This window comes from Carnobacterium sp. FSL W8-0810 (assembly GCF_038007125.1).
Classification (GTDB): Bacteria; Bacillota; Bacilli; order Lactobacillales; family Carnobacteriaceae; genus Carnobacterium_B; species Carnobacterium_B inhibens.
The window spans coordinates 1,078,780-1,105,698 of record NZ_JBBOWO010000001.1 but is presented as its reverse complement, the minus strand read 5'-3'; the positions used below and the strand labels follow the sequence as shown (position 1 = coordinate 1,105,698).

The window sequence follows — 26,919 nt, the reverse complement described above, 5'->3', positions numbered from 1 at the left end:
CACCTTCCTCTACATATTACTAATATCGATTGAACCGTTGATTATTTGAACGATAGCGAGTAAAAAGAGTGCCACAACGACTGCTGCTGCAATCCATTCACTTTTAGTAAAGAGCTTTTCTTTATTTTCTTTTTGTACCCAAGCGTAAATAATAATTCCTGGTGCATACAACAACATGGTTAACAACAAGTAGTCTACTCCACCTGCATAAATTAACCAGATAGCATACACACTAGCTACTACCCCAATAATAATATTTTGATTATGGCGTTTAGTTCCATTCGATTCCAATAAAGACAATTTCAACTGGTAAAATGCTGTAAACGCATATGGAATCAAGATTGCTGATGATGCTAATGAAAAAGCAAAATTGTACGCACGTGAACTGATCAAGAATGTGAATAAGAACAGTTGGATCAATACGTTTGTAAATAGTAATGAATTGACTGGAGCACCATTCTTATTTTCTTTAACAAAAAATTTTGGGAATGCCCCTTGTTTCGCAGCTTGATAAGGCAGTTCAGCTGCAAACATTGTCCATGCCAACCAAGCACCTGAAACAGATATGATAACCCCTATATTGATCAGTATTGCACCCCACTTACCAACTACACTTTCTAATAAATAAGCCATTGCAGGTTGAGGCAATTCTGCTAGTTCTGGTCTTGTTAAGACAGCCATAGATAGAATCGTTGTCAACAAATAGATTGCAATAACAGTTACTAATCCAATAATCGTTGCTTTTCCGACATCTGATTTTACTTTGGCACGTCCAGAGAACACTACCGCACCTTCAATACCAATAAACACCCAAACCGTTACTAACATCGTTCCTTGAACTTGATCCATTACTTCTTTAAATGTGAAGTTCCCTGAGATGGTTCCCCAAAAATCAGCAGTAAATACATCTAATTTAAAGGCTACAAACATGGCTACAAAAAAGATTGCCAAAGGAATCAATTTAGCAGCAGTAACAATCGCATTGATAAATGAAGCTGTTTCGACTCCCTTTAATATAAGTGCGTGAACCAACCAAAGCATAATGGATGCCCCGATGACAGAAGCAAGATTCTGTCCGTCTTCAAAGATTGGGAAAAAGTATCCAATCGAGCTGAAGAGTAATGTTCCGTAAGCAACATTCCCTAAGAAAGCAGATAACCAATAGCCCCAAGCAGAATTGAATCCCATGTATTTTCCAAAACCTTCTTTTGCATAACTATAAATACCGGCATCCAAATCAGGGCGTTTAGCAGATAAATTTTGAAAACAAAATGCTAAAAATCCCATTCCAATACCGGCAATGATCCAACCGATGATTACAGGACCCACTGAAGCTTCAACTGCCATATCTGACATTAAGTTAAAAATTCCGCCACCAATAATGGACCCGACAACTAGAGCAATTAAAGGAATTAAGCCTACTTTTTTTTCTTCCACTGTTCTTCCTCCTTCATTTTAATAATGAACGGTATAGCTGAAATGAAAAGGTCTCATACTTTGATTCCTATGAACAAAAGTATGAGAAATGAAATTCCTCATACTTTATTGTTCATACTGCATATCACTAAACTTTAGGAATAAATAAGTTTCCTAATGTTGCAGCCATAATGGCTTTGATAGAATGCATTCGGTTTTCAGCTTGATCAAATTGTCGTGCGTGTTTGCTTCTAAAAGCTTCATCTGTAATTTCCATAGCATCAATATGATACTTTTCTTTTACATCATGCCCATAGTCGGTCTTTGTATCATGGAAAGCTGGCAGACAATGCAGAATGATCATGTCTTCTTTACCTGTTGCACGAACCATATCCATATTTAATTGATAAGGAGTCAACAATTCGATTCGTTCAGCAAACTTATCTTCTTCTCCCATTGATACCCAAACATCTGTATATAATACGTCTGCTCCTTTAACGCCTTCTGCCACATCTTTTGTGATCCTAATTTTGCTGCCAGATTGATCTGCAAAGGATTGAGCCATATCGATTAAGTCTTTTTCTGGGAACAGTGATTCAGGAGATACAATATGAATGTTCACACCTAAAATCGCTCCAGTAATCAGTAAGCTGTTTGCTACATTGTTGCGGCCATCTCCGACGTAAGCTAAGGTAAGTCCTTCAAGATGTCCAAAGTTTTCTTTAACCGTTAAAAAGTCAGCTATCATTTGTGTCGGATGCCATTCATCAGTCAATCCATTCCAGACAGGAACGCCTGAAAATTCAGCTAATTGTTCCACTGTATTTTGTTTGAACCCGCGGAATTCAATCCCATCAAACATGCTTCCTAAAACGCGAGCAGTATCTTCAACGGATTCTTTCTTTCCTAATTGAATATCATTTTTTCCAAGGTATTCTGGATGCGCACCTAAATCGATGGCTGCAGTAGTGAACGCAGCGCGGGTACGAGTAGATGCTTTTTCAAATAACAATGCGATATTCTTTCCTTCTAAATAGTGATGGGGAATGCCTCTTTTTTTCAAATCTTTTAAGTGTGCAGATAAGTCGATTAAATACATCAATTCTTCTTTTGTAAAATCTTTTTCAGCTAATAAACTGCGTCCTTGAAATACTTGTTTTATCATTACTTATTCCTCCATATACTGTTTAGTTGTTGTAAGTTTTATCGGTTTAGCATTTAATGTTTGGGTAGATCTTCGCGAATCAGTGGCATACTCATACAACGCGGACCACCACGACCTCTAGATAATTCACTCGAAGCAATTTCGATTACTTCAACTCCATGGCTGCGTAACAGCTCGTTAGAGACATAGTTGCGGTCATAAGTGACAACTACCCCTGGAGCAATGGCCAGTGTATTTGATCCATCATTCCATTGCTCACGTGGAGCAGCAATCGCATCTCCTCCACCACATGGAATCAACGTCAATTTTGGTACATTTAAAGCTTCACGTAAAATTTCTTGCAGATCTGAGCGGTGTGTCATTTTAACTGTGCCAGCTTCTTCTCCTTTTTCCAAAATATACGTATCTACTTCACCGCCATTTTTTTGGATTCCAGGATGGATCGTAAATTTATCATAATCCACCATTGTAAATACCGTATCTAAATGCATCATGGCACGGACATTTGGAATTTTTATTGCCAGTACTTTCTCAAAATTAGAATTGCGCTCAAATAACTCTAGTGTTAACTGTTCAATTGCTTTCGCTGATGTCCGCTGCGAAATTCCAATGGCTAAAACTTTGTCATTTAAAACCAGTTCATCTCCGCCTTCAATCCGAGCTGTATGATTTCGATCACGCCATATCTCCACTTGCTGATCAGCAAATCGTGGGTGGTATTTCATAATGGCTTCGATAAAGAGAGATTCTCTGTTTCGGGCTTCAAATGCCATATGATTGATCGTCAAACCATTTCCAATAGATGCAGCTGGATCTCTAGTGAAATAAAGATTCGGCATAGGATCCATATAAAAAGGGTAAACTTCTTCACTTGAAACATCTGCTAGATGATGGCTTTCAATAGTAACGTCTTTTTTTCGAATGCCAGCCATAATACGATCTACCATTTCTTGTGTATCAAAACTTAAAAGGTATTTCTTTAACCCTTCTTTGACTCCATCTGTTTCAAGATTTGATTCATCTAACATTCGATCAACAAACTTTTCTTTACACTCTCCAGCATCAATCGCTTCTGCGGTTAATTTTTCTAAATACAATACTTCTACTCCACGATCTATTAATGCTTGAGCAAAAGCATCGTGTTCTTTTTGAATAACCGGTAAGTGAGGAATATCGTCAAATAACAAACGTTCCATGATCTCAGGTGTTAAATTTTCTACTTCTTTACCTGGTCTTTTTAGCAATACAGTCTTCAATTTTCCAATTTCGGACATTACATGAATAGGTGTTGTCATCTTCTATCTTCCTTCCTTTCATACTGTTTCTATTGATTACATTCCTATCATACCGTTTACATTTATTTGAAGAAAGTTTAAAACCTACACCCAAAATGTCGATTTCATCACATTATTCTTTTACTTTTTCATATATATTCTTTTTATAGAATATTCATTATAAAACGAATCTTTATACTGTATATGAGTTGCATTTATACATTTTTTATCAATTTATTTTTTTTAGAAAAGAGGGAAATTATGAAGAAAGAAGATCGTTTATTTGCTATAAAAAAATTAGTTCTCAATCATGATATTGCTACACAACAAGAATTAATGGATCATTTGCAAAAAGAAGATATTTATACTACCCAAGCAACACTGTCTAGAGATATAAAAGAATTAAACTTAATTAAACTAACTCACTCCAACAAAACAACAAAGTATGTTTTTTATCATGATACTTTCCGTGATAAAAGTCTTTACTATCGTTTAGAAAAATCTTTGATCAATTACGTCAAAACGGTTACTTGTGTTCAATTTTTCGTTATCCTTCTAGTTGTTCCTACTCATCCAAACATTGTGGCTTCTTTAATCGATGAGTTAAAAATACCCGAAATTGCTGGGACGATCGCCAGCTTTGATACTTGTTTGATTATCTTAAAGACCGAAACGGATGCTGGTTTATTGGCTGATTGTTTTTCTGATATTCTTAAAAACCAATCTGAAGTTACATTTGAACAAGCATTGTCGCAATTATTCTAAAAAAACATCTTATTGAGGTATTGTTTTCACTACATAAAAAAGAAACTAACCTGATAAAAGTGGTTGTTAGACCACAATTTTTCAGGTTAGTTTCTTTTAATTTATGATTTAGTTTATTTGTATTCTACAGCTTTTACTTCAACATCAATATTGTTGCGAGTAGCTTTAGAGTAAGGACAGAAAGCATGAGCTTTTTCAGCTAACTCTTGTGTTTCTTCAAGACTTTGTCCTTCAATAGCAACAGTTAACACAACAGAAAGTTTAAATCCGTTGTCTGTTGGGTCTGAATTTAATGAAACTTCAGCCGTAACTTCAGATTCAGCTTGGATTTTAGCTTGTTTAAGCATAATTTCAAGTGCTGAATTGAAACAAGCACTGTAACCTAAAGCAAATAATTGTTCCGGGTTGGTACCTTGTCCAGGTCCGCCCATTTGTTTTGGTGTAGAAACTTTTACAGAAAAAGAACCATCCGGCAAACGACTTTCTCCATTACGTCCACCTGTGTTGATTGCTGTTGTTTGGTACATTACTTTTGATTCAGTCATTTAAAATTCCTCCTAATGTTTTTGATAAATCATCTATTTTTGCCAATAAATCAAAATAATCTTTTTCATTCATATTTAACAGGTTGAGACAGGCAGAAACTTTTCTCAATAACTCATCCTTTAAATCATCAGCTTTTTGAGTTGTTGCAAGGATTACTTTTCTTTCGTCTTCCGGATGACGATTTCGAGTAATAAACCCATTTAACTCCATGCGCTTCAACATCGGTGTTAACGTTCCGCTATCCAGTCCAAGTCTCGTTCCTAATGATTGAACACTCAGATCAGATTCTTCCCACAATACAAGCAAAGCTACATATTGAGTATATGTAAGAGAATAGGGTTCTAAGACCGGGCGATAAAGCTTTGTAAACTGCTTAGATAAAGTATAAGTAGAAAAACATAACTGTTCTTCTAATAAAAAGTTGTTTCCTTCCATTCTTGTTCCTCCTAAATAGGTTGTGTACAATTAAATTGTACATCATCTATTTTTTTATTACAATCTTTTTTAGCTTATTTTTTAATTTTATTTTTATCCTTCAATAATTTTCACGAAAAAGGTTCGTTTTCTAGGTCCGTCAAATTCACAGAAATAAACACTCTGCCAAGTCCCAAGAATCAATTGTCCTTTTGAAACAATGAGCGTTTCACTAGCTCCAATGACAGACGATTTCATGTGTCCATCTGAATTGCCTTCCATATGCACATATTCTTTCTTATTAGGAAACGTTTGATCTAGGCCTAGGCTTAGATCTTTTTTCACATCAGGATCTGCATTTTCATTAATCGTAATGCCCGCAGTTGTATGTGGACAAAATACTAGCATAAGACCATTTTTAACTCCGCTTTTGCATAAAACTTGCTGTAGATACTCATCAATATTGACAAAAGTCTGCTTTTCTTCCGTTAAAAGTTCAAACGAATAAAGATTACTAGTCATGTCTTCAGCTCCTTTTCTTCTTCTCTTCTATCATACCGTATTTCAAAGTATTCCTAAACATATAAGCTGGCAACTGGTATACTATTATTAATAGACAACTGTTTAGAAAGTCGGTGAATTTATGCGTGTTTATGTTGATGCAGATGCATGTCCAGTAAAAAATATTATTATAGAGGAAGCTTTAGCGAAAAGTATTCCAGTGACACTTGTAACAAGTATTTCTCATTTTTCTACAAAAGAACAACCTTCAGGAGTAGAAACTGTTTACGTTGATACCGGTGCTGAAGCTGCAGATTACCGTATCATTAAACTTATCAAAAAAGGTGAAATTTTGATCACACAAGATTATGGATTAGCTTCATTAGGATTAGGAAAAGGATGTCTTGTTCTTCATCATACTGGCTATAGATATACTTCTGAAAATATTGATCAATTGTTGCAATCCCGTTATTTGAGCGCCATGGTTCGAAAAAGTGGTAAACGTACAAAAGGCCCGAAGCCTTTTACTGAAGAGAATCGCAAGGAGTTTAGACAGAGATTTAAAGAAATTCTTGCTAGTAATTGATTGATATCATGCAACAAAATGTGGATGGACGAAAAGTAATTCGTCTCAAATCTTCTTTTGTGGGCACATGCTAGTATGAACGGTTGAACAACGTAATGAAAAACTAAAAAGTTGCTTACACTTTTGTTCATGGAAAAGTGAATAATCTTTTTTGCTTCACTTTTCCATGAAACCTAGGTTGACGGAAAAGTAAAGACAAAAAAACGTTCATTGCGAAATTGCAATGAACGTTTTTTTAAGTTCCCGTAACCTTTGTCTCAGCGTTTTGTTTAAAGTTTAAATTCGTTGACTGTATTGGATAATTTTTCTGCAAGATCTGCTAATTGTTCAGAATTGCCAGCGACTTCTTCCATTGAACTTGTAATTTCTTGAGAAGCAGCAGAAGTTTCTTCTACTCCAGCAGCTGATTCTTCAGACACGGAAGCAATTTCTTCAATTGAGCTATTCATGATCTCACTATTAACTTTAATACTCTCCAAGTTCTCAGAAATGCCTTTGATACCTTCTACCATAGTGGAAACAGAAGCATTGATTTTATTAAATGTTTGCTCTGTTTTGTTGATTTGTTTGGTTCCTTCTTCAACTTCTGTGTATCCAGATTGCAAAGATTCGCTAACTTTTTCAGATTCTGTTTGGATTTTTTCAACAAAACCGGTGATATCCGCAATTGATACAGCAACTTGTTCAGCTAGTTTACGGACTTCATCTGCTACTACAGCAAATCCTCTACCGTGTTCGCCAGCTCGTGCGGCTTCGATAGCAGCGTTTAAAGCCAGCAGATTCGTTTGATCCGCAATTTTTTGAATGATGACAACAAGGCTATTGATTTCTTTTGTTTGAAGATCCAGTGTAGCCATTTTTGCTACAGCATCTTGAACGATGTGATCGATTTTTCCCATTTGTCGACTAGTGTCTTCCATAAACTGTTTGCCTTCAGTGGTCATAGATAAAACATCAAGTGAAGATTCCTTGATTTGTTCTCCATTTTTATTCGTATTTTGAACTTTTTTCGTGAAGTTTCCCATTACTAGGGCTAAATTACTTGCCGTTGTGGCTTGCGTTTCAGAACCAGTTGCTAATTCTTGCATCGTTGTTGCAACTTGCTCAGAACCTGATTTTACTTCGCTTGCTGATTGTGTTAAATCATTACTGTTACTCGTCAACATTTCTGAAGCATTGACGATGTTATTGACCATATTTCTTAACGTTTCTTGCATTTCATTCATGGATTGGCTCAGACGACCAGTTTCATCTCTTTCAGTGATTTCTAAAGGCTCTTGGCTAAGGTCTCCTTCAGAAATAGATTCCATACGGTTCATCACAATTTTCATAGGTTTTGTGATAGTAGCAGAAGTTAAGTAGGCAATAACGATTGATAATATCGATGTAACCAGTAAAACGATAATACTGATGACTCGTACTTGTTCTCCATTGTCTATTACTTGTTGTCCGATTACTTGGATTTCCTTTTCCCGTTCTTCAGCTAATTTAGAGAACCCGGCAACTAATTCATTTTCGATTGGCTGAGCTTGCTCAATCATTATTTCTTGTGCATTTTCTGTATCTCCCTCATCATAGGCTGCCAAAGCCTCATTTGTCAGAGTGCCCCATTCGATTTTTTTACTAATTAAATCATCTAGTTCTTCAGAATTGCTTAATTCAAGAGCTTGATTTTCCAATGCAATACTTACATCAGTTTCATCTTCGAATTGTTGTCTATACGACTCTTCTTCATAAAACATGAATCCTCTTAGTAAACTGGTTCGCTTGTTCATATTCGTTGCAAGCTTTTCATCTACTACTAAAAGTTCTACTTCTTCTTCTAGAATTTTTTTTAAGGATTGATTTGTTTTACTTATAGATGAAATTGTATAGTAGCTGAGTACCAACATTAGTAATAGTGTTATTGCAAAACCGGTTATAATTCTTGCGCGGATATTTTTAAACTTAAACTTCTTTTTCATTTCATTTTCTCCTCTTATTTGTTAGCAAGTCTATCATTATTACTTAAACAGCTTAAAAAAAACTGCTAACTCCCTTTTTTATTCTTAAAGAATTATTCTTAGACCTTTTTTTCTTTTACCTTCCTTAGAAGGTAATCCTGTCATGCTTATTTTTTCATTAAGTGCTTCATTCAAACAAGAAGACTGGAAAAATTCCACCCTTTTTGTTTGACTATTTTCTAGCTTCTTTTTCAAACTACACTTTAAATTCTCCTACCATTTCTGCTAGCCCTTTAGCTAAATCAGAAAGTTGTTCGGAATTCTCAGCAACCTCATCCATAGAACTAGTGATCTGTTGAGATGCAGCAGATGTTTGTTCGACGCCTGCAGCTGATTCTTCTGACACTGATGCAATTTCTTCAATAGAACTATTCATGATCTCACTGTTTGTTTGGATACTTTCCAAGTTTTCTGAAATGCCTTTGATTCCCTCTACCATTTTAGTAACGGAAGCATTGATTTTGTTAAATGTCTCTCCGGTTTTACTGATTTGACTGGTTCCTTGTTCTACTTCTTTATAACCGACTTGTAAAGAATCGCTCACGCGCTTAGATTCTGTTTGGATTTTCCCAACGAACCCAGTAATATCAGTAATAGAAACAGCTACTTGTTCCGCTAATTTACGAACTTCATCTGCAACAACAGCAAATCCTCTTCCATGTTCTCCAGCTCGAGCTGCTTCAATAGCAGCATTTAAAGCCAATAAATTAGTTTGATCAGCAATTTTTTGGATAATCACAACTAAGTTATTGATTTCATTTGTTTGTTGGTCCAAAACAGACATTTTGAATACTGCATCTAGAACGATTTCATCGATCTTAGACATTTGGCGACTCGAATCTTCCATGTATTGCTTCCCTTCGGTTGTCATAGACAATACACCTTCAGAAGAGTCTTTGATTTTTTCTCCATTTTTATTGGTCATTTGGACTTTTTTCGTAAAATTATCCATGACAACTGCTAAATTACTCGCAGTAGTTGCTTGTGATTCAGATCCAGTTGCTAATTCTTGCATTGTTATAGCGACTTGTTCAGAACCTGATTTAACTTCATTTGCTGCTTGATTCAATTCGTTACTGTGATTCGTTAGCATTTCAGAAGCCATTTGAATGCCTTCCATAACTTCTTTTTCCATCACTTGCATTTGATTTATCGCTATAGCCAGTTCACCTATCTCGTCTTTTGAGGTTACTTCTAATGGATCAGAAGTAAGATCTCCAAATGCAATTATTTTCATTCGTTCAACTACTTTATTGATTGGTTTAATAATCGAATTTGAGGTTATTAAACCAATGACGATGCCTAATATAATAATAATGATGCTGATACTAAATATGGATATCAATGAACGGTTTCCTGAACTCGTTACGGACTGGGCATTTGCATTAATAGAATCCATTCGTTTAGTGGACAATTTTTCAAACTCATTGATTAAGTCATTTGAGTAAGGTTCTACAGAGGATCTCAAATAACTGGCTGCACTAGCCGTATCGCCGTTATCGTATCGTTCAAATACTTCTGTAAGCACCATCTGTTCCCAGTCATTGCTTCGTGCGATCACTTCTTTTGATGCTTTTGAATCAGTCAGAGTGAAAAGTGTCTTTTCATACTCATGGCTTTTTTCAGTATATTGATTGAACAAATTTTTATACATTTGGTCTCCAAATAATATGTATCCTCGCGCTGCAGCAATTCTTTGTGACAGACTAAATGTCAAATTATCATTAACAATCAAAAGTGCTAGTTCTTCATCGACCATTTGTTCTGTACTATCATTCGCTCTCGAAATGGTTACAACAGTTATTGAAGATAAGATAATAACCAATACAATGATGGTCATAAAAGATAATAGAATTTTCGTTTTTAAACTTTTAAACCGCAATACATTAGTGAATCTTGATGTATCCCAATTTTTGATACTCCACTTATTCGCATTTACGGCTTTCTTTTCAATATTATTTTCCAACTATTTTACTCCCTTTCTTTCCCAATTCTTGATAAATATATTTTTATTTCTGTATGTCTTTTACTATATCGGTTGTTTTTTTAAGAACTTTAGCTTAATTACATGATTCTTCTTAACTAATTTGCAAAAAAAAAAGATCAGTCCAGTATCTTCTGATACTTCAACTCATCTTTTCGTTCATTCTTTCCTACTATTATTGTTTATTGACTAAACAGCTACGTATTCTCCTAATGAAACATCGTATTGAATCACATCTTCATCTTTATTCTCGTCCCACACGACCTTACCTTGTTCAATCTCTACTACACGATTGCGGATCTTATCTACTATGCCGCGATTATGTGTAACCATAAGAATCGTTGTTCCTTTTTGATTGATCCGATAAAATAACCGCATAATCTCTAAAGCTGTTTGAGGATCTAAGTTTCCGGTTGGTTCATCTGCAATAATGAGTTTAGGGGAATTAACGATTGCTCGTGCAATAGATACACGTTGTTGTTCTCCACCAGACAAATCCGTTGGCTTATCATTTGCTTTGCTTTCAAGCTCTACATAACGCAGTGCCTGCATCACCAATGGTTCGATTTCTTCCGGTTCTGTGCCGATTACTTCTAATGCATAAGCAATATTTTCGTACACTGTACGATCCATCAATAATTTAAAATCTTGAAAAACAATCCCAATTTGTCTTCTAAGTTTTGGAATATCTCTTTCTTTCATTTTAGAAATCAAGTGACCACAAACTTCGATTTGTCCTTTAGTTGCTTTCTCTTCTCTGTAAAGCAACTTAGCTAACGTTGATTTTCCAGAACCACTTGCTCCGACTAAATAGACAAACTCTCCGTCTTCAATTGTAAGATTGATGCCTCGAAGAGCTTTTACTCCTTTAGAGTAATTTTTAACGACATTTTTCATTCTAATCATCTATTGTCACCTGTCTTACCTCAAATTCTTCCCTGACGCTTACTTTACGTCAACCCAAATCCGATAAATTGCACTTGCCTAAAAGGGTCATCCTTTTTCCTATTTTGTCTACTAATTACTGTTTAAATTGATTGATAACAGAAGCCATTTCATCTGTTCCTTGTGCGACTTTAAGATTTAGTGAATACGAACGCTGTGCCAACATCATTTCTGTAATAGAAGAAGCTAAATCAACATTGGATGCTTCTAAATAATGCTGTTGAATCGAACCTTCTCCCGTAGCAAACGCTCCCTCATAACGGTATTTATTCTCTCCTACAGGGATCATTTCATTCAATTGAGCAGGTTGAAACAAGGGAATCGTTCCCACTAACACACTGCCATTGGCTGAATTGATTGTCACTTCGCCATTTTCAGCGATAGTCACATCCCCTTCAGGCCATTGATCAGTTGGAATAATCGTTTGTATCTCCAACGTGTCCCCATTATCATTTGTAATGGATTTATCCCCATTTACATGAAAAGCACCATCTCTCGTTAAGTAACGCTCTCCATTTTCTCCCGTGACACCAAAAAATCCTTCTCCAGCAATCGCCAAGTGGTAATCATTAGGGTCCGAAACAAGTGAACCTTGGGCAAAATTCGTAGATGTTACTCCGCTTTTCGTTCCTATCGCTATTCCTGAACCTTGAGCATCCTCCGATAAGTACGCTGCTCCATCATTCATGTCATTTAATAGCAATTCATTAAAACTAATATTTTTCGATTTGTACCCAGTCGTATTGATATTCGCAATATCGTTTGATATAGCATCCATTTGATTTTGGATCGCATTCATGCCGCTTTTACTGATGCTTAAAGGTATACTCACTTTCTCTTCCTCCTAAACTTTTCCAACTTCATTGACAGCTTTTCTTAACGTTTCATCCGCTGCACTGAGTGCTTTTTGATTCGCTTCAAATTCTCTTGAGACTTGCATCAAATTTGTGATTTCATCTACGGTCGTTACATTTGATGTTTCCAAATAGTTTTGTTGTACTACTGTACCGCCAGTTTGTACCGTTCCACCTTGTCCAGTAAACAGTGTGTCCCCCACTCTTGTTAATCCAGCTGTATCATTAAATTCAGTGATCATCAAACTCATTCCAGTTCCTGCCAGATTTCCTCTGTTGTCAATAGAAAAATCTGAACTGTTGACTTGAATCGGAGCGGATTGGCCATTCCCAGTTGTCCCAAGAACACGGTATCCTTCTTGAGTAACGAGCTGTCCAGCATCATTTACCGTGAAATTCCCATTACGAGTATAGTAGTTTCCTCCATCTGGTGATTCAACTGTAAAAAAGCCATCGCCTTGAATCGCTACATCTGTTGCCGAAGCCGTTGCTTTTAATTCACCTTGACTAAAATTTTGAACAATCTCATCAATTTGATTGCTGAATACAAACCCACCAATGTCTTGTTGTTGATTTAATAATGGGCCATCTAAGTGATTAGACATAACTTCTGAAGCACGAGTGCTTTGAATGATCTCTTGCGATTTATAGCCAGAGGTATTGATATTCGCCACATTGGCACTGATATTCTCTTGTCTCTTTTGCAGAATATTAAAATTGTTGTTGAGCGTTGTTAAACTTCTAATCATCGTATTCTCTCCTCATCGATTCTTTTAACTTTAAAATCGTTTTGCCATGTATTTGTGAAACTCTTGGAACGGAGATGTCAAAAATATACGCGATCTCTTTAAGTGACAACTCTTCAACGTAATACAAGTTTAAAATAGTCTGTTCTCTTTCACTCAGCGTACTGACATGTTTTGTAAGCAATTGTTGGCGTTCTTTATCTAATAAACGATCTTCGGAACCTGTTTCATGTGTATCTTCCAAAAAGTCCAACAATTCAATTGAATTTCCGTCATCACTGAACATGACTTTTTCTAATGAGACAGCCGCAAGATGATGAACTGTTTCATGAATTTTAGACAAAGCTTTCTCATCGATTTTTAGCTCTTCACAAATTTCGTGTTCAGTAGGTGTCCGCATCAGATCTGCTTCTAATTTTTCTTTAGCACGATAATACTCATTCAGTTTTCCCATCCGTGATCGAGATACTGGAGCTGTTTTCCTAATTTCATCAATGATCGAACCTTTTATTCTAATGTACGCATACCCTTCAAAAGGAACTTTTTTAGCCTTATCAAATTTCTCAAGAGCATCCATCAAACCAATGACACCTATATTGTATAGATCCTCTCGATCATATTCACTCCGTTTGATATCTATTCGATTGACGATCTTTTCTACTAAGGGAAGGTATTTAATGATTTCCTTTTCCCTATCATTTTCGTAATACATTTGCACCCCTCCCTCTTAAACAGACTGCCTTAAAATGAATAGACTGTTTCCAATTCCAATCATTTCTTCATTCTTATCCCTCAATCATACCTACTGTTTCAATAGGTACATCGTTTGGTACTTCGTTTAATGATACGACCGCTAAATCAGGAAAATTATACGTTAATAGATTTTTCAAAGCGGGTCTAACTTTTGGTGAGGCTAATAAAACATGCGGAATGCCTCTTGCTGAGAGTTGATTATGAATAGCTGTGATGCTATCAAAAATTTTCGTTACTGTATCTGGTTGTAAAATTGGAATAGATCCAGCAGAAGATTTTTGGATGCTTCTTGTGATCAGCTCTTCTGTATCCGGTAAAATCGTGACAACTTGTAAAACATCTTGTTCATTTAAGTAAGGTTTAACAACCGTTCGTTTTAACGCTTGACGAACATATTCTGTCAGCATTTCACTATCTTTTGTTGTATTTCCATAATCAGCCAATGTTTCTAAAATAGTTACCAAGTCATTGATTGGAATATTTTCTTTCAATAAATTTTGCAAGACTTTTTGGACTTCGCCTAATCGAAGAATATCTGGGATCAGCTCATCAATCACTACACCGTATTTATCTTTGATGCCTTCCAGCAATTGTTTCACTTCTTGTCTACCTAATAATTCATAACTTGATTTGTAGATGGTCTCTTTCAAATGAGTCACTAAAACGGTTATCGGATCGACTACTGTATAGCCTCTTAAATCAGCTACTTCACGATCGCTTTCATTCACCCACATAGCGTCCAGTCCAAAAGCCGGTTCTTTTGTAGGAATCCCATCAAAGTCAAACTCTGTTTCACCAGGATCAACGATCATATACTTATCTAAATACAATTCTCCACGAGCAATGACATTGCCTTTGATTTTTATCACATAATCATTGGCTTTCAATTGCAAGTTATCTCGGATACGAATCGGACTCAATAGAATACCTAATTCATGAGCACTTTGTTTCCGTATGGTTGTGATATGGCTCATTAAATTATTGTCTTGGTTTTCATCCGCAATAGGAATTAATCCGTAACCGATCTCAATGGATATAGGATCCACTTGAAACGATGCGACAGATTCATCAACAGTCTTTTCACTTTTGGTTCGTTGTGCAGCCATTGACCGCATTTCTTTAGCTTTTTGATTGGTTTTCTGAGATTTTTCGTTTTCCATCAATAAATAACCAGCTGCTCCACTCAAAACACCCAATAATAAAAATGGAATCGTTGGGAAGCCAGGCATGATAGCAAATAAAAGTAAAATCACTGACAGCATCATCATTACTTTTGACGAACCGAATAATTCTTCACCCATCGAGCTCCCAAAGCCTTTAAGGCTTCCAGAACGCGTCACTAATATCCCAGACGCTACCGAGATCAATAATGAAGGGATTTGACTGACCAGTCCATCCCCAATCGTTAACTTCCCAAAAGTCATCAACGCTTCCATAATAGGCATGCCGTTTTGCAGTGAATGAATAGCTACTCCGCCGATCAAGTTGATCACGGTGATAATGATACCGGCCATGGCATCCCCTTTTACGAATTTACTCGCTCCATCCATCGCACCAAAAAATTGAGTTTCTCTTTCAAGATCTGATCGTCTTTTTTTAGCTTGTTCTTCATTGATTAATCCTGAGTTCAAATCCGCATCGATTGCCATTTGTTTACCGGGCATAGCGTCTAATGTAAAGCGGGCAGAAACTTCAGAAACACGGCTGGAACCATTCGTTACGACCATCATCTGAATGATTACGATAATGATGAAAATAACCGCTCCAACAACGAAATTGCTTCCTGCTACAAAATTAGCAAATGTTTCAATCACAGCTCCGGCTTCTCCTTCAGTCAAGATCAGTCGTGTAGAAGAGATGTTCAGTGCTAAACGAAACATCGTCGTGATCAATAAAATCGTAGGAAAAGTTGAGAACTCCAACACATTTTTTGTGAACAGTGTCAGTAATAATATGGTGATCGACAACGCTATGTTGATCACTAACATCAGATCGAGTAATCCAGATGGTAAAGGGATAATGATCATCGCTAGGATAGCCATTACAAAAAAAGCTACGATAACATCTAAAGAACCGGTTATTTTTTCTAATTTCCCCCAAAAAGCAGTAGACATGTTTTGAACTCCTTATCTTAAATCAGCATTAAATCTTGTTTTTATTTATTTCTTCCATTTGGTATACCAATGCTAGTATTTCAGCAATAGCTTGGTAAAGATCTATTGGTACCGGCTGGCCGATTTCGACCGTTTTATACATGGCTCTAGCGACCGGTTTATTTTCAATAATCGGAACATCGTATGCTTTAGCCCGTTCTCTAATTTTTGCAGCTTGGTGATCTGCTCCTTTAGCCACAATGATTGGAACCTCATCTTTGCCTTTTTCGTAGCGAATGGCTATAGCTAGATGCGTAGGGTTTGTAATAATAGCTGTTGCCGTTTCTACATCTTTCAACGCTCCTTTTGTCAACTGACGGTAGCGTTGTCTCCTTTGAGACTTGATCTGAGGATCCCCTTCAGATTCCTTGTACTCATCTTTCAATTCTTGCTTGGACATCTTCAAATTCTTGCGATAGTCATAAACTTGATAAATGTAATCAACTAATCCTAAAATAAGAAGCAATATCCCTAGTTGTGTACCTAGTTCCATCACAAGATCAGACATCAAGAAAAATAATTTTTCAGTTCCAACATTTCCGGAATTTAAGATCAAATAGATAGATGTTTCTAGCGTCTTATACGCCATCCAAAAGACTAGTGTCAACTTGGCAACGTTTTTGACCATCGTAAATAGTGTTTTCTTGCTGAACATGTTCTTAAAACCGCTAATCGGATTTATTTTGTTTAATTTAAATTTGATTGGCTCCGCTGAAAATAAAAATCCAGTCTGGACAATACTGGCGACAAATGCTGCCACAAATGCAATGGCTAGAAAAGGTCCAGCCAATACTAATACAAAAACGATCGACTTCATCCCAATACTTGCCAAATCATTTTCTATTCCGTTCACTGAGAAACCTGCTGATAAGTAATTTTGTAAATAAAGTAAACTATATTTCAATATGTAATTCCCTAAAAACGTTGCTGCAAGGATAAAGACGATAAATGTAACAGCGGAAGTTAAATCCGGACTTTTAGGAATTTCCCCTTTTTTCCTTGTATCCCTTAATTTCTTGGGACTGGCTTTTTCAGTTTTACCATCTTTTTCCGCCATACACTCTCACCTCACATTCGTTACAACGATTGAAGAAACTCGTTCATGTATTTCACCATTAACGGCAATATTTCTTGGATATTTTTGACTAAAGTCGGCAGTAGTATCAACATGATCACAAAGCTGGCCACGATCTTCAAAGGCATCCCTAAGATCAGCACATTGATTTGAGGAACCGAACGCGAAATCAACCCTAAAATCACTTCTGTCAGTAAAGCCACAATGATCATAGGTGCTGCTAAATTAAAAGCTAATTCAAAAATAATGCCCAAGAGCTTCATCATTCCTTCTACGCCAAAACTGCCTATATTTGTACTGGAAATCGGCATATATTGAAAGGATTGAACCAAGCTTTTGATGACAATGTGATGCAGATTAGTCATGTAAAACACACACATAGACAACCAATAATAAATTTTCCCATAATAGGAAACGTTTATCCCCATACTTGGATCGTAAACAGCTCCCATAGAAAAGCCAACTTGGAAATCCACAAGATTCCCAGCAATCTCTACTCCAGAAAAGAACAGTTTTGTGATAAAACCAATTGCGATCCCCACTAATACTTCTTTCACGACCAGCAGTGCAAAAAAAAGTGTAGCTGCTTCTTGCTCCATTACAGGTACTGCTGAATAAGCTGCGAGTGTGATTCCCATAGATAAAGCGATTTTGGCAACACTGGGCAATCCTTTAATGGAAAATCCCGGGCTAACTACGATAAAAGCGGTTATACGTATAAATATTAAAATAATGGTTTGCAGTTGTATAGTCATGATTACCCTCTCAGAGTTCCGCGATCATTTCAAAAATTTTCTGCGTAAACCCAACTAAGCTATTCAGCATAAAATTTCCAAAAACAATCAACGAAACGATTACCGCTAAAATCTTAGGCACAAAGCTTAACGTTTGTTCTTGAAGTTGTGTGGTTGCTTGGATGATACTGATGATCAACCCTACTACTAGTGCAATAATCAAGGTCGGCCCAGCTACAGTGATCATAACCATAAAGGCTTCTCTTATAACATCTAAAACTTTTACTATTGTCATTTTCTACACCTCTACTGAAATCCTGTAACTAACGATTCAACAACTAAATACCATCCATCGACTAAAACAAATAATAATAGTTTGAATGGCAATGAAATCATAACGGGTGATAGCATAAACATCCCCATCGACATTAAAATACTCGCTACTACAATATCAATCACCAAAAATGGAATAAAAATCAAAAATCCAATACTGAATGCCGTTCTTAATTCACTGATAATAAACGCAGGAATCGCCACAGTTAAAGGCAAGTCATTCACATCTGCCGGTTTTTCCGTTTTAGAAATATCTAAAAATAATTGAATGTCTTCATCTCTTGTTTGCTTGTACATAAATTCTTTGATCGGCAGCTCTGCTGATTCAAAAGCTTGTTGTCCAGAAATTTCTTCGTTTATGTAAGGTGTAATAGCATCATTCATAACGTCTGTGTAAACAGGTTGCATGATAAACAGAGATAAGAAAAGCGCTATTCCCATCAATACTATATTCGGTGGATTTTGTTGCGTTCCTAACGAACTTCTAACAAAAGACAAGACAACAATAATCCTAGTGAAACAAGTTGTCAGCACCAAAAATGTTGGTGCTAAACTTAACGCAGTCGTTAAAAGAAACAATTGGACAACTTCTGACGTTCCACCTGATTGATTCCCTATAGCTTCTGTTAATCCACTTAATCCGTCTGTTATTTCAGTAGCTGAAACAACTTGTGGAAAGAGTACGAAAGTAGTGAAAAAGAGGGATAAAGCTAAAACTAAGATTTTTTTCTTTTGCAACTCTATTTCCTCTTTTCATAAAAAGATTGGTACTGAGACTGTAATGTTTTAAAGGTCTGACTCGTTTTTTTCCCAGAATAGGTATTTTTAGCCTTCATTGGAACAACTTGTTTTGTTTCTTCTATATTAGCGGTGATTTTTTCTTTTTCTTCTGTAGTTAGTTCTCTTAATATCTCATTGCGAGTATCGGTAAAACTCATTAAGTAATACGTATCTGCAATCTCTACGATACTCAGTGCTGAACTTTTACTGATTGGCGTTCTTTCAATCACCTTGATCACTTGATTTCTTTTTGTCATAAAGGTACTTAAATATTTCAGTCCATAATTAGCCGCAAGTATGATCACAATTAATGCTACGACACTTTTCACTACATAACTTAATCCCAGTTCCAACTTTCTACTCCTCCTTCTTCCGTTCTCTTATTGCGTAACGATATTGGTAATAAAGATATCGTCTACTATCTCTTCATCTAATTGAGCGTTGATAGCCTCTTTTAATTCTTGCTTAAGAAGCAAGTTGTTCTCTTCTTCTTTAAAAACAGTAGCTTCTGTTTTCTTACGTAAAACTGAGATAACCGTATCTCTAATTTGATCAACATTCGCAGTTAACAGTTCCCCAGCGCCTTCTCTTGAACTATGTAAAGAAAGTTCAATTTTCAGAAAGTTCTTCTTAACGGATGTACCAGAATCTAAGTTGATCAAAAATTCCTCTAATGGCACAGTCGTTTCCACCACTTCTTCTTTAGCTAAATTTGAAATAATATCTTGTGCTTTGCCAGAAGTAAAACCAAAACTAACCAAAGCTCCTATTACTACTGCAACGAGAATAATAATGATCCATAACCATTTTTTCTTCCCCTTAGTTGCTTTACCTTTTTCAGCTTCCATAATCTATTTAGCCTCCTTGCCGATCATAAACAAGTACTATGTTTACTCTTCTGTTTTTTGCTTTATTACTTTCTGAATCATTTGGAACAATTGGATGATACTCACCGTATCCCTTAGCTGCCAATCTCGTTGGATCAACATTTCTTTCTTCACTTAAATACCGCAAGACGGATAATGCTCTTCCTGTGGATAATTCCCAGTTGCTGCTAAAATTATTATTATTCATCGGCACATTATCCGTGTAGCCTTCTATCACCACAGCATTGTCAAATTGTTGAATCAATTCGCCCAGATCATTTAATGTATTCTTTCCAGAATCAGCGATAATAGCACTTCCGCTTCCAAATAAAATTGATTCTTGAATGTTTACATAAATCCCATCTTGATCGTATTCAACGCTAGCTTGAGAAGTCATCTCTTTCATTTCTAAAAAGGCGACAACTTCGTTATACATTTTGACCAGTTCTGGATCAATCGTTTCTTCACTTTTTTCTGTTATTTTTTCTGTTTCAATATCTACTACTGTACTTCCTTCAATCATCGATTCTCCACCGCCAAATGCTGATTGCATAGACTTAGCTGCAGCTTCAAATTTTTCCGCACTGACGCTTGACATGGAATACAGTAAAATAAAGAAAGTCAGCAACAACGACATCAAGTCTGAAAAAGTCGTCATCCATCCTCCACCACTACTTGAATTGTTTTTGGTTTCTTTTTTCTTCCGTCTTCTAGCCATAATTCTGTTCCTCTTGTTGAAGTTTCGCTGCAGCTTTCATAGCTTCTTCTTTATTTTCAAAAGGCAGATAGCCTTTTAATTTTTGTTCAATGACACGTGGATTTTCACCAGCTTGCAAGGATAAGACACCTTCAATGATCATTTCACAGGTCTGTACCTCTTCAATGGTTTGCATTTGCAAGTTGCTGGCAATCGGAATAAAGACTAAATTTGCCAAGAAACTTCCATAGAAAGTAGTGATTAAGGCTGTAGCCATTCCCACACCAATGGTACTAGGGTCATCTAACTCTCCCAGCATTATGATCAATCCAATCAATGTTCCAATCATCCCATAAGCCGGAGCCATTTCGCCCCACTTTAAAAAGATATCTTGCCCAACGCTATGTCTTTTTTCAATATTCTCTGTCGTAATTTCCATAATGTCTCTAATGGTTTCTGGTTCCAGACCATCTACAACCATTTGCAATCCGCTTACCATCAATTCATTGTCTTGTTCTTCTATATCCCCTTCGATTGCTAAGATCCCTTGGCTCCTTGCTTTTCTAGATAATGCCGCAAAAGTTTCAATCAATTTAGCGTAATCAGTATTAGGGTTAAGCAATAATGTTTTCAAAATAGACGGCAATGTTTTGATCGATTTTAGTGGAAAACTGATCAGTATGGCACTGAACGAACCGCCAAGTGTGATCACTAACGAAGGTGTATCAATAAAACTGGCAATATTGCCGCTAGAAGTGATCGACCAAATAATCAACCCCAATCCTAAGACTAAACCAACTATTGGTACAATGTTTTTTTTCATATTTCTCCTTCTGTAAAACCGTTGTATATTTTTCTTTTGTATTGAATGACTTTTTCTACTATTTCTTTTTCAGTTTCGGTGACTCTTACCGTTTTCCCGTCAGTCAATGTAATAATAGTGTCAAAAGAACGGTCTACTCTATAAATCAATTCACAATTTAAATAAAATTTTTTTCCTGAAACAGCTGTTAAAGCAATCATACTTAAACTCCATTCTGTTATCGGTCTTTTAACAAGATGGAAGGTTCTTTGGACTGCCAAAAAACCTCCTTATCTAGTTCCTACTTATCTTTTCAGATTGATCAATTCTTCTAACATCGTGTCTGAAGTTGTAATGCTTCTTGAGTTGGCTTGGTAAGATCTGCTGGTTACGATCATTTCAGTAAATTCATTAGCTAAATCCACGTTAGACATTTCTAAGAATCCTGAACGAACACTGCCGTACCCTGTATCTCCTGGATTACCTGCTACTGGATCGCCTGAGTTCGCAGAAGCTGTGTATAAGTTTCCACCGCTTTTTTCTAGTCCATCTGGATTAGAAAATGACGTTAGACCCATGCGTCCTAAGACCATTGATTTTCCGCCGCTGTATGATCCAACAATAAATCCATCATTATCTACGCTATAACTTTGTAATTCAAGCGTACCTGTTCCATCTGCATTTGGAATCGTTTTAGGGATGTTAATAGGTGACATGTTTGTTCCTAAACTATCTATTTCAAAAGTATCATCGTTTGCTGCAGGTGTTCCTTGTGTGTATCCTTGTACTTTCAATCCGCTGCTTGTGACTAAATTGCCTTCGGGATCTGCATAGAAACCGCCATCTCTAGTATAAAAAGTGTTTGTGCCATCTGTTACAGTAAAGAACGAACTGTCGCCATTTTCAATCCCAAAGTCTAATGCTCTTCCGGTCGATTGCAATGATCCACCTGACATAACAGTATCAATAGAACCAACTTGAACCCCTAAACCAACTTGTTGAGCATTAATTCCTGCTTGAGCTGAGGCATTTGTTTGGCTCAACATATCTTCAAAACGCACTCTTCCTGTTTTAAATGCCGTTGTATTTACATTGGCAATATTATTTGAGATAACGTCCATTTTCGTTTGAATATTTTTCATTCCGGTAACACCTGAGTATAGTGATTTTAACATTTCTTTTCCTCCATTCGATTATCTCACTTCAGTCAGTCCGTGAGAGCGTAGCTTCTTTTAAGTCCAGCTAATTTAATTGTTAATCTTTTTCATGCTATCTATATTGGTAATAGTTTCCATTTCATCGGTATGCATTGCCGTGATAATGGTGCGGTTATTGATACTTGTAATAAATGCCATATCTTTATACACAATCACCGAATTCTTTGACCCTTTTTGATTCAATTCTTCTATTGCCCCTTCAATCGAGGTTAAATCGGATTGATTCAGTTCAATCCCTCTTTCTTCCATTCGTTTCTGTGCATGATTTGAAATTTTCATTTCTGTAGAAGGTGTTTGCAATGATTCATTAAAAAAGGATTGGAAGGAACGATCAATTTTTTGATTGATCGAATTCGGTTTGTTCTCTACTAATTGGTTTGTTGTACTTTCAATGCGAAAAGACATTAAGCCTGTTCACCAACTTCTAAAATATCATTTAACGTGTAATCTTTACCGTCAATTTGGATCGTTGCATACCCTTGGTCAAATTTCACTTTATCCACAGTTCCTGTCACAAAACCTGACTCTGCACCAGCCACCTTGACTTCTTTATTTAATAAACTTAACGCTTGCTGTTGTTGTGTCATTAAGACATTCATATTTAGCGTTTCTGAAACCGTAGTTAACTGATCCAATGTATTAAATTGAGCTAATTGTGCTAGATAATCGGTTTCTCCACCACCACTGCTTCCACCACTTTCGCCTGGCATAGAAGGCATTTTTATGGATGCTGCCATGATTTGTAGAAAATCTTCTGTCGCAAGCTCATTATTTTTCTTTTCAGTAGACGAAACATTATTGATTGATCCCATCATAAAACCTGTTGGAAAATCCATATTTTACTTCCTCTCATATTAATATACTGAGTCTTCTTGAACCTGTCTCACTTTTTTCTTCAACTTGAATAGCTTCTGGTTCATTGCCTGAAACAGCTATTTGCTGTCCAAAAGAACTTTTTTGCTCTTCACCTTGTCTTTCTTGAGAAGTAAAATCTGCTGTTCCATTTTCATTCAATTGAATCGTTAATTCGCTTAGACGAATATTTTGACGATCCAAGTTATCTGTTAATTGGTGCATGCCGGTTGTTAATAACTCTCTTGTTTCTAAGTTATCCACAACGATTTTGGTTACGAGCACATTGTTTATCATTTCTACTCTAATGTTTATGTTTCCCATTCGCTCCGGGTTTAAACTCACACGCGCAACTGATTGTTTGCCACTTGATACCGTTTCAACTTGTTCTAGCAAGACATCGTTTACCATTTGGACCATTGTTTGTCTTACCGGTTCAGCTGTACTTAACGGTTTGATTGATGAAGTCTCAACGATCGATTGTTGTTGAACAGATTGAACAGGCGTCTCGATTTCAGCGACTTGTGTATAAGTCCCTTGACGCTCAGCAGTCTTTTTAGTCAAAGCAACTTCTTTAATGATTGGTTCAATTGTATTTAATTCTGCCAATTTATTCGTTTGGGTTTCAGTTGTCTCTTGCTCTAATGGACTGACGACTTTGCCTACTCGATCTACTGGTTCAGTCAGTTCGATTGTTTCAACTGGAATAACAACAGCTTCACTTAACTGTTTTTGCTTCTCATTTAATGAAAGATCTGTCATTCCGTCTGTTTCAGTACTATTTTGTTCAGTACTGCGTCCACTTTTCCATTCTGCAGTTAGAAATCGGCCATTAGCTACTACTGAGTCGGTCATGAGGACTTCTTTTTTTACAGCAGATATAACTGGATCGGTTTCTAGTACAATTGTTTCAGCTAATGCTGGATTATCAGAACTTTTAACCGATTGCTCTTCCATTACTTCCATCGAATGAATCGGATTTTTTGTCGCCGTACTTACATCTATTTTTGGTGAGGACAATTTTTCATTTTTGTTCATTGACTCGATCTCTTGATCTTCCATACCCAATTGTGTCAAGAATAGGGAGTCATTGCTCTTTATCATTTGATTTTCTTCATTTATAGATTGTTCACTTAGATTGTCATTTGCTGGTGGGGTTGCTTGTTGCTGATTTTGCCATCCCATGTAAAGCAGTGGTGTTTCTACGCTAAGACTTTCGTCTGTTGATTCTTCTGGAGTTTCTTCTTCAGCTGTTTCTTTAGAATTAGATTTTTCTTTATGTATCGTGTTTGGCTTCTCTTTTTCTAAGTACCCTGCAAGCTGAGCTTCAAATTCTTCAGGTTTCACTTCTTGTCGCTGATCAAGCGATTTTTGTACTCCATTACTCATTGGTGCAACAGGAGTTGGGTTCATTTATCTTTTCACCTCCTTTCAATGAAGGTATCTATCTCTATTTAATTCACTCTATGTATCTTAAAAATAGGATTTCCCAAAACTTAAGGTAGCCATTTCATCTAGCTGTTTTTGTTCCTCATGTTTTTCTTGTTCCATTAAAAAGCTGTATTCTTTTTCCTTTAACTTCTCCATGACTTTTCGATCTTTATGGGCTTCCATTAATTCAAGACGAGCATTTTCTACTTCTTTTTCAGCTTTAGCAACAACATTTTTTTGCTGAATGATCTTTTCATCAATCATAGTCTTATAAAGATGTTGACGTCTCAATACATCAATTCGTGTCGATGTTAAACTGTCATTTTTGATTTTAATATTTTCCCGTATCAACCGTTGTAAGGTATTTTCTTGTTGTTCTTTTTGTTGTTGAACATGTCCCAAATTCTTTTTTTTCTCTTCTTCAGTATCGGATCTCCAATCCAATACTTTTTCCATTGAAAATTGATAGTTTGCCACTTTCTTTGCTCCTTACTTTAATCGACTGAGACACTTGTCCTCATTACTTCTATATACTCCATTCAGTCCTCTAGAACATTTTCCAAAAAGCAGAACCGACAGCCTTTTATTCACGAAAAGACACTAAAATGAGCGTTGACGTAAAAGTGGAGCGAGATAATCAGTTCACTGTTACGTGAAGCAAGATTTTTGCCACACTTTTCAATTTGTTTCCTTTTTAATTGCCAAATTGCTGCACTTCAAAAAGAGTCTTCAATTGGTCCACTACTTCGTCAAAGGCATAGCGTTCATCCACCCGCTGTTTCAAAAAGTTCTTGATCGGTGTATTTAATTGAACGGCTCGATCGACCAGTGGATTGCTTCCTTTACGGTAAGCACCTACGTCAATCAAATCTTTTGAGTCGGCATATACAGCCATATTTTCTTTTACCTTACCAGCTGTTGCTGAATGACTTTCGGCTGTGATGTCTTTCATTAACCGGCTGATGCTGTTTTGAATATCAATAGCGGGGTAATGGTTTTCCGAAGCAATCTTCCGTGACAACACGATGTGTCCATCCAAGATCCCACGCACAGAATCGGCGATCGGTTCGTTCATATCGTCCCCTTCAACTAAAACAGTATAAAAGGCCGTTATCGAACCATTTTCCGACATCCCGCTTCGTTCTAACAACTTAGGTAATGTCGTGAAAACAGAAGGCGTATACCCTTTGGTCGTTGGTGGTTCGCCGGTTGCTAATCCGATCTCGCGTTGAGCCATCGCCACACGCGTTACAGAGTCCATCATCAACACGACTTTTTTACCTTGATCTCTAAAATATTCTGCAATAGTTGTAGCTACAGAAGCACCTTTTAGTCGTACAAGCGGCGGCATATCAGAAGTGGCACAAACCACGACTGATTTTCGATACCCTTCTTCTCCTAAGTCTTTTTCGATAAATTCCAAGACTTCTCTGCCACGCTCACCTATCAAGCCAATCACGATCACATCGGCTTCAATGTAGCGAGCCATCATTCCAAGTAAAGTACTCTTTCCGACTCCACTACCCGCAAAAATCCCGACCCTTTGGCCTTCTCCGACTGTTAAAGTGCCGTCGATTGCTTTGATCCCAGTCGGCATAACATCTTGGATTTTTTTTCGTTTAAATGGGTTTGGAGAGCTTCGGTTTACATCATAAAACACGCCATCCACTTCTAGCGAGGTGTCCATTGGTCGGCCTAAACCATCCAACGTGTTCCCCAGCAATTTTTCACTGATTTCGACTTTTAGTGTTTTACCAGTTGGTTTAACTAAACAACCTGGTCCAATACCTTCTAGTTCATCTAAGGGCATCAATAAAACCATTTCGTCTACAAATCCAACAACTTCACTCAAAGCTACTCTGCCGGATGACTTGATGTGGATCTCGCATACTTCTCCTACAAACGCATCTAAACCTTCTACTTTAATGATTAATCCAGTCACTTGACTGACTTTTCCCATTTTTAAGTAGTAGCTTTTTCTATTCAATTGGTTGTGGTAAGTATCAAAAGGGATATCAAACATCATC

The 26,919-nt window shown here is 36.7% G+C and carries 30 protein-coding genes; 2 read left to right on the top strand and 28 right to left on the bottom strand.

All coding sequences use genetic code 11. The annotated features are described in order from the left end of the window. Positions 1-9: 9 nt before the first annotated feature. The 3 genes from arcD to arcA form a co-directional block, all read right to left on the bottom strand. Positions 10-1,437, bottom strand: coding sequence for an arginine-ornithine antiporter (arcD, locus tag NST49_RS05410; protein WP_341047437.1), 1,428 nt, complete (start codon positions 1,435-1,437; stop codon positions 10-12). A gap of 127 nt (positions 1,438-1,564) precedes the next feature. Continuing rightward, positions 1,565-2,581: an ornithine carbamoyltransferase gene (argF, locus tag NST49_RS05405; protein ID WP_034537426.1), complete on the bottom strand. Its 1,017-nt coding sequence runs from the start codon at positions 2,579-2,581 to the stop codon at positions 1,565-1,567. A gap of 53 nt (positions 2,582-2,634) precedes the next feature. After that, the gene (gene arcA / locus NST49_RS05400; protein ID WP_034537429.1) at positions 2,635-3,876 is read right to left on the bottom strand and encodes an arginine deiminase; all 1,242 of its coding nucleotides are present in this window, start codon (positions 3,874-3,876) and stop codon (positions 2,635-2,637) included. Positions 3,877-4,116: 240 nt separating this feature from the next. Between arcA and NST49_RS05395 the strand changes: the two genes are divergently transcribed. Next, positions 4,117-4,620 (top strand): arginine repressor, encoded by a 504-nt coding sequence (locus NST49_RS05395; protein ID WP_023178986.1) that lies wholly within the window; start codon positions 4,117-4,119, stop codon positions 4,618-4,620. Between the two features lie 113 nt (positions 4,621-4,733). Here NST49_RS05395 and NST49_RS05390 read toward each other — a convergent pair whose 3' ends face one another. The 3 genes from NST49_RS05390 to NST49_RS05380 all read right to left on the bottom strand — a co-directional run bounded on the left by NST49_RS05390 (position 4,734) and on the right by NST49_RS05380 (position 6,102). Continuing rightward, positions 4,734-5,165, bottom strand: coding sequence for an organic hydroperoxide resistance protein (locus tag NST49_RS05390; RefSeq protein WP_023178988.1), 432 nt, complete (start codon positions 5,163-5,165; stop codon positions 4,734-4,736). Continuing rightward, positions 5,158-5,601: a MarR family winged helix-turn-helix transcriptional regulator gene (locus tag NST49_RS05385; RefSeq protein ID WP_023178989.1), complete on the bottom strand. Its 444-nt coding sequence runs from the start codon at positions 5,599-5,601 to the stop codon at positions 5,158-5,160. Before NST49_RS05385 ends, NST49_RS05390 begins: the two co-directional genes overlap by 8 nt. A gap of 93 nt (positions 5,602-5,694) precedes the next feature. Continuing rightward, positions 5,695-6,102 (bottom strand): secondary thiamine-phosphate synthase enzyme YjbQ, encoded by a 408-nt coding sequence (locus NST49_RS05380; protein ID WP_023178991.1) that lies wholly within the window; start codon positions 6,100-6,102, stop codon positions 5,695-5,697. A gap of 121 nt (positions 6,103-6,223) precedes the next feature. Here NST49_RS05380 and NST49_RS05375 point away from each other — a divergent pair, with 121 nt between their 5' ends. Beyond that, on the top strand, positions 6,224-6,667 hold the full coding sequence (locus tag NST49_RS05375; RefSeq protein ID WP_023178993.1) for a YaiI/YqxD family protein: 444 nt from the start codon (positions 6,224-6,226) through the stop codon (positions 6,665-6,667). 269 nt (positions 6,668-6,936) lie between these two features. On the opposite strand, the gene NST49_RS05370 is transcribed toward NST49_RS05375, so the two are convergent. The 22 genes from NST49_RS05370 to fliI all read right to left on the bottom strand — a co-directional run bounded on the left by NST49_RS05370 (position 6,937) and on the right by fliI (position 26,918). Next, entirely contained in the window at positions 6,937-8,631 is a 1,695-nt protein-coding gene (locus NST49_RS05370; protein ID WP_023178995.1) for a methyl-accepting chemotaxis protein, read from the bottom strand. 235 nt (positions 8,632-8,866) lie between these two features. Then, positions 8,867-10,636 (bottom strand): methyl-accepting chemotaxis protein, encoded by a 1,770-nt coding sequence (locus NST49_RS05365; RefSeq protein WP_341047432.1) that lies wholly within the window; start codon positions 10,634-10,636, stop codon positions 8,867-8,869. Positions 10,637-10,843: 207 nt separating this feature from the next. After that, the gene (ftsE, locus tag NST49_RS05360; RefSeq protein ID WP_023179000.1) at positions 10,844-11,560 is read right to left on the bottom strand and encodes a cell division ATP-binding protein FtsE; all 717 of its coding nucleotides are present in this window, start codon (positions 11,558-11,560) and stop codon (positions 10,844-10,846) included. Positions 11,561-11,675: 115 nt separating this feature from the next. Further along, positions 11,676-12,431: a flagellar hook-basal body protein gene (locus NST49_RS05355; RefSeq protein WP_341047430.1), complete on the bottom strand. Its 756-nt coding sequence runs from the start codon at positions 12,429-12,431 to the stop codon at positions 11,676-11,678. A 12-nt stretch (positions 12,432-12,443) separates the two neighbouring features. Beyond that, on the bottom strand, positions 12,444-13,202 hold the full coding sequence (locus tag NST49_RS05350; RefSeq protein WP_341047429.1) for a flagellar hook-basal body protein: 759 nt from the start codon (positions 13,200-13,202) through the stop codon (positions 12,444-12,446). Further along, positions 13,195-13,911: a sigma-70 family RNA polymerase sigma factor gene (locus NST49_RS05345; RefSeq protein ID WP_023179006.1), complete on the bottom strand. Its 717-nt coding sequence runs from the start codon at positions 13,909-13,911 to the stop codon at positions 13,195-13,197. The genes NST49_RS05350 and NST49_RS05345 overlap by 8 nt, the downstream gene beginning before the upstream one ends. Positions 13,912-13,984: 73 nt before the next feature. Then, positions 13,985-16,066, bottom strand: a complete 2,082-nt coding sequence (gene flhA / locus NST49_RS05340; RefSeq protein ID WP_341047428.1) for a flagellar biosynthesis protein FlhA — start codon at positions 16,064-16,066, stop codon at positions 13,985-13,987. A gap of 28 nt (positions 16,067-16,094) precedes the next feature. Further along, on the bottom strand, positions 16,095-17,162 hold the full coding sequence (gene flhB, locus NST49_RS05335; RefSeq protein WP_341047427.1) for a flagellar biosynthesis protein FlhB: 1,068 nt from the start codon (positions 17,160-17,162) through the stop codon (positions 16,095-16,097). Between the two features lie 20 nt (positions 17,163-17,182). Then, positions 17,183-17,935: a flagellar biosynthetic protein FliR gene (fliR, locus tag NST49_RS05330; protein WP_341047425.1), complete on the bottom strand. Its 753-nt coding sequence runs from the start codon at positions 17,933-17,935 to the stop codon at positions 17,183-17,185. Between the two features lie 10 nt (positions 17,936-17,945). Continuing rightward, a complete protein-coding gene (fliQ, locus tag NST49_RS05325; RefSeq protein WP_023179012.1) occupies positions 17,946-18,209 on the bottom strand; it encodes a flagellar biosynthesis protein FliQ in 264 nt (87 codons plus the stop codon). An 11-nt stretch (positions 18,210-18,220) separates the two neighbouring features. Then, entirely contained in the window at positions 18,221-18,991 is a 771-nt protein-coding gene (gene fliP, locus NST49_RS05320; protein WP_034537450.1) for a flagellar type III secretion system pore protein FliP, read from the bottom strand. Next, entirely contained in the window at positions 18,988-19,380 is a 393-nt protein-coding gene (locus NST49_RS05315; protein WP_034537452.1) for a flagellar biosynthetic protein FliO, read from the bottom strand. Before NST49_RS05315 ends, fliP begins: the two co-directional genes overlap by 4 nt. A gap of 27 nt (positions 19,381-19,407) precedes the next feature. After that, positions 19,408-19,875 carry a flagellar basal body-associated FliL family protein gene (locus tag NST49_RS05310; protein WP_034537454.1) on the bottom strand — a complete coding sequence of 156 codons (468 nt, stop codon included), beginning with the start codon at positions 19,873-19,875 and terminating at the stop codon, positions 19,408-19,410. Between the two features lie 7 nt (positions 19,876-19,882). Beyond that, positions 19,883-20,611: an OmpA/MotB family protein gene (locus tag NST49_RS05305; RefSeq protein WP_034537455.1), complete on the bottom strand. Its 729-nt coding sequence runs from the start codon at positions 20,609-20,611 to the stop codon at positions 19,883-19,885. Further along, positions 20,604-21,413, bottom strand: a complete 810-nt coding sequence (locus tag NST49_RS05300) for a motility protein A (RefSeq protein ID WP_034537457.1) — start codon at positions 21,411-21,413, stop codon at positions 20,604-20,606. Before NST49_RS05300 ends, NST49_RS05305 begins: the two co-directional genes overlap by 8 nt. Then, positions 21,410-21,673, bottom strand: coding sequence for a flagellar FlbD family protein (locus NST49_RS05295; RefSeq protein ID WP_341047419.1), 264 nt, complete (start codon positions 21,671-21,673; stop codon positions 21,410-21,412). The genes NST49_RS05300 and NST49_RS05295 overlap by 4 nt, the downstream gene beginning before the upstream one ends. A 24-nt stretch (positions 21,674-21,697) precedes the next feature. Next, on the bottom strand, positions 21,698-22,567 hold the full coding sequence (locus tag NST49_RS05290) for a flagellar hook-basal body complex protein (RefSeq protein WP_341047417.1): 870 nt from the start codon (positions 22,565-22,567) through the stop codon (positions 21,698-21,700). Between the two features lie 72 nt (positions 22,568-22,639). Further along, the gene (locus NST49_RS05285) at positions 22,640-23,014 is read right to left on the bottom strand and encodes a TIGR02530 family flagellar biosynthesis protein (RefSeq protein ID WP_034537462.1); all 375 of its coding nucleotides are present in this window, start codon (positions 23,012-23,014) and stop codon (positions 22,640-22,642) included. Then, complete coding sequence (locus NST49_RS05280; protein ID WP_341047415.1) at positions 23,014-23,445, bottom strand: flagellar hook assembly protein; 432 nt, start codon at positions 23,443-23,445, stop codon at positions 23,014-23,016. The genes NST49_RS05285 and NST49_RS05280 overlap by 1 nt, the downstream gene beginning before the upstream one ends. Before the next feature lie 13 nt (positions 23,446-23,458). Further along, the gene (locus NST49_RS05275) at positions 23,459-24,874 is read right to left on the bottom strand and encodes a flagellar hook-length control protein FliK (RefSeq protein ID WP_341047413.1); all 1,416 of its coding nucleotides are present in this window, start codon (positions 24,872-24,874) and stop codon (positions 23,459-23,461) included. Positions 24,875-24,934: 60 nt separating this feature from the next. Further along, positions 24,935-25,369: a flagellar export protein FliJ gene (gene fliJ / locus NST49_RS05270; protein WP_251165661.1), complete on the bottom strand. Its 435-nt coding sequence runs from the start codon at positions 25,367-25,369 to the stop codon at positions 24,935-24,937. Between the two features lie 217 nt (positions 25,370-25,586). Continuing rightward, the gene (fliI, locus tag NST49_RS05265) at positions 25,587-26,918 is read right to left on the bottom strand and encodes a flagellar protein export ATPase FliI (RefSeq protein WP_445662720.1); all 1,332 of its coding nucleotides are present in this window, start codon (positions 26,916-26,918) and stop codon (positions 25,587-25,589) included. Position 26,919: the final 1 nt, after the last annotated feature.

Coding starts and splice junctions, on each gene's coding strand:
- argF (WP_034537426.1), bottom strand. CDS start 2,581: ATGATAAAACAAGTATTTCAAGGACGCAGTTTATTAGCTGAAAAAGAT.
- arcA (WP_034537429.1), bottom strand. CDS start 3,876: ATGACAACACCTATTCATGTAATGTCCGAAATTGGAAAATTGAAGACT.
- NST49_RS05395 (WP_023178986.1), top strand. CDS start 4,117: ATGAAGAAAGAAGATCGTTTATTTGCTATAAAAAAATTAGTTCTCAAT.
- NST49_RS05390 (WP_023178988.1), bottom strand. CDS start 5,165: ATGACTGAATCAAAAGTAATGTACCAAACAACAGCAATCAACACAGGT.
- NST49_RS05385 (WP_023178989.1), bottom strand. CDS start 5,601: ATGGAAGGAAACAACTTTTTATTAGAAGAACAGTTATGTTTTTCTACT.
- NST49_RS05380 (WP_023178991.1), bottom strand. CDS start 6,102: ATGACTAGTAATCTTTATTCGTTTGAACTTTTAACGGAAGAAAAGCAG.
- NST49_RS05375 (WP_023178993.1), top strand. CDS start 6,224: ATGCGTGTTTATGTTGATGCAGATGCATGTCCAGTAAAAAATATTATT.
- NST49_RS05370 (WP_023178995.1), bottom strand. CDS start 8,631: ATGAAAAAGAAGTTTAAGTTTAAAAATATCCGCGCAAGAATTATAACC.
- ftsE (WP_023179000.1), bottom strand. CDS start 11,560: ATGATTAGAATGAAAAATGTCGTTAAAAATTACTCTAAAGGAGTAAAA.
- NST49_RS05350 (WP_341047429.1), bottom strand. CDS start 13,202: ATGATTAGAAGTTTAACAACGCTCAACAACAATTTTAATATTCTGCAA.
- NST49_RS05345 (WP_023179006.1), bottom strand. CDS start 13,911: ATGTATTACGAAAATGATAGGGAAAAGGAAATCATTAAATACCTTCCC.
- flhA (WP_341047428.1), bottom strand. CDS start 16,066: ATGTCTACTGCTTTTTGGGGGAAATTAGAAAAAATAACCGGTTCTTTA.
- flhB (WP_341047427.1), bottom strand. CDS start 17,162: ATGGCGGAAAAAGATGGTAAAACTGAAAAAGCCAGTCCCAAGAAATTA.
- fliR (WP_341047425.1), bottom strand. CDS start 17,935: ATGACTATACAACTGCAAACCATTATTTTAATATTTATACGTATAACC.
- fliQ (WP_023179012.1), bottom strand. CDS start 18,209: ATGACAATAGTAAAAGTTTTAGATGTTATAAGAGAAGCCTTTATGGTT.
- NST49_RS05310 (WP_034537454.1), bottom strand. CDS start 19,875: ATGGAAGCTGAAAAAGGTAAAGCAACTAAGGGGAAGAAAAAATGGTTA.
- NST49_RS05305 (WP_034537455.1), bottom strand. CDS start 20,611: ATGGCTAGAAGACGGAAGAAAAAAGAAACCAAAAACAATTCAAGTAGT.
- NST49_RS05300 (WP_034537457.1), bottom strand. CDS start 21,413: ATGAAAAAAAACATTGTACCAATAGTTGGTTTAGTCTTAGGATTGGGG.
- NST49_RS05290 (WP_341047417.1), bottom strand. CDS start 22,567: ATGTTAAAATCACTATACTCAGGTGTTACCGGAATGAAAAATATTCAA.
- NST49_RS05285 (WP_034537462.1), bottom strand. CDS start 23,014: ATGTCTTTTCGCATTGAAAGTACAACAAACCAATTAGTAGAGAACAAA.
- NST49_RS05280 (WP_341047415.1), bottom strand. CDS start 23,445: ATGGATTTTCCAACAGGTTTTATGATGGGATCAATCAATAATGTTTCG.
- NST49_RS05275 (WP_341047413.1), bottom strand. CDS start 24,874: ATGAACCCAACTCCTGTTGCACCAATGAGTAATGGAGTACAAAAATCG.
- fliI (WP_445662720.1), bottom strand. CDS start 26,918: ATGATGTTTGATATCCCTTTTGATACTTACCACAACCAATTGAATAGA.